The sequence below is a fragment of the Butyrivibrio proteoclasticus P6B7 genome, from assembly GCF_000622085.1.
In the GTDB taxonomy this organism is placed as follows: Bacteria; Bacillota; Clostridia; order Lachnospirales; family Lachnospiraceae; genus Butyrivibrio; species Butyrivibrio proteoclasticus_A.
In genome coordinates this window covers 1-2,434 of record NZ_JHWL01000049.1, presented here as the reverse complement: position 1 = coordinate 2,434, position 2,434 = coordinate 1, and the positions used below count along the sequence as shown (strand labels likewise).

General features: G+C 35.5%; 2 protein-coding genes. Both read left to right on the top strand.

Translation table 11 applies throughout. The annotated features are described in order from the left end of the window. A partial coding sequence (locus T541_RS20075) for an RHS repeat domain-containing protein (RefSeq protein ID WP_278247056.1) occupies window positions 1–2,139 on the top strand: 2,139 nt, incomplete at its 5' end. 15 nt (window positions 2,140–2,154) lie between these two features. Then, window positions 2,155–2,434: hypothetical protein (locus tag T541_RS20070; protein WP_034467709.1), on the top strand; the 280-nt coding region annotated here is incomplete at its 3' end.

Genomic DNA, 2,434 nt, shown 5'->3' with positions numbered 1-2,434 from the left:
AACGGCAAGACATCTATGTTCACATATGATTACAAGGTAGTAAGTATGGAGAATGAGAGCACAAACGCATTCTATCTCCTTGATGAACTTGGAAGTACCATGTATCTCACAGATGCAGAAGGTCTTTCATCAGATGCTTACGCCTACGATGTATTCGGTAACAGACTTGATGTGTCAACTGGAATGAAGATTACAACAGAAAGAATAACTGGCATTACAAAAGATTCATTAAATACAGGCAATGACCTTCTTGATAATCTCGTCCAGCCATTTACATTCACTGGTTACAGAGAAGAGGAAAATGGCCTCTGCTTTGCTCAGGCAAGAAGTTATGATCCAGAGACAGGTAGATTTACAGGAGAGGATAAGGTAAGAGGTTTCCTTGAAATACCAGATTCAATAAACCACTATATTTATTGTTATAACGACCCTAAGGCATATGTAGATAGAAATGGTTTAACACCAACAGATCCAGGCCAGGGTAATAGTAGCTCTCAGCCAAATGGATCTAATTCTGGTACAACAGCGTCCGGAGCAGCAAGTGGCTCTGGTAATGGCTCAGGCACTCAGTCTTCAGGTGGCTCAGGACAGGGGAATTATGCAAATGGTTCTGTTGATGTATCCCTGGCTCCTAGAGGACATCAAACGGAAAGATATGTCGCAGAATTGCATAATTATGGAGTATCTGATGTTGCAATCGAAGAAGCGCTTGCTAATGGATTTACATTAGATGAGTTATTGGATTATTACAAAAGCTTTAGTACGCAAGATGCTAGGGATTTTTTCACCCAGGTATTAGAGCAGAAATACGATGATGCGTTTGCATATTTGGGTTCATTAAATAACCCTTATAATCTAATAAATGACATAAATTTGATGTCTGCATTATGTGACTATTGTATCGATATGGTTAAAATCAATAGTGATGGCTCAATTAGTAAAAACATTGCTGTAAAATTTGAGACTATTATGAATGCTATATTTAATGCTACGGATGGGGTAATGTATTTTGCATCGGATATTTTTAAACAAATGTATGCTATTACGAGTGCATCAGCTATTGCTTTTAATAATGCAGCTCTAGCGAAGGAACCAGATAATACTAACGATTTACAAAGAAAAAAAGACTATTATGAAGCAACAAAAGAAATGACCATAGCAAATTTTTATGCGATGCAGTATGTAACATTATATGAGCATCCGCTGAATTATGGGGTTGAAAATGTTCATTTAAAGATTGATAGTTTTAGTTGTAGCACTATAGATGCATATGATTACATGGAGTATAACTTGGAGGCTTTTGGCAATACAATAGAAAGTAAGACTATAAACATAAATGTATATCCTACATTGGACGAGGAGGCTTCCCGTCAGCTTACAAAGATAGAAATTTCAGGCTTGAAGAAATTATATAAAGAGAGAAGTGAGTTGATAACTCAATTATATAACGATATAGCCTACGATTTATCTTCTACTTATAACATGGGAATATGGGCAACTTTAAAGGCTTTGGATGCGATGGATAACTTTGACGCAGTTGAAGGTGGCAAAAATTCGATAGAACTCATAAATGCCATTTTGAAAGCACGAGGAAGTAGTGAAATACCTGGAGGGGCGATGACTGCTATTAATGTTGGATTTGATGTATTAAGTTTTATTCTAGATTATAAAAAGGCAACTGAAGCTATTACGAATCAAAAGATGAAAATACGTAATGAGTGGTTTGGGTATTTTTATGGAGAGGCTAGTTATTGTTTGGATTGTGTTAGGATAGATGCGTATTATTTAATGCAACAATGGGAGAAAGGTGGAATAGAATTCCTTATTACGAACTGTAAAGAACTCCAAGATGCAGAAGATGTTAATGTTGATGAATTCGCAGCTCGGTTTAAGGCTGCAGTTAATAAGAAACTTAAAGACGGAGATATCAATTTAAATGGTGATCAAATAGATATACTAGAAAAGATGTTAAAGGGATCTGATGATTTGGATTTGAGTACGGTGGACATCGACGATTTCAATGCATGCATTACAGAATTAGATAAAGTGATAAATAGGGATGATTTCCCTATAGAGTATGCGTATGTGCAATCAATACGTGATTTATGGGATAGTACAGTTAGTCATAGTGGATTCTGATATAGGGAGATTATAATGAATAATAGAATTAAAATATGTGTATTATCTGGGGCTATTTTTTCTGCATTGATGATTTTTCTACATTTCTATAGATATAAGCAGGGGAACTGGTATCTGATTGACTCAAATGGTGATCTAGTATCTAGAATCGGATATGAAAAATCTGTAGGAGCGCTAATGATAGATGATGAGAAGTATTATCTATTGACTAGGGTAAATGGATTTGATGCAGATAGCATATTCTACAGAGAGACTTTATTTGTGGTCAATAAAGAAGGAAAAGTGATTTTTAAAG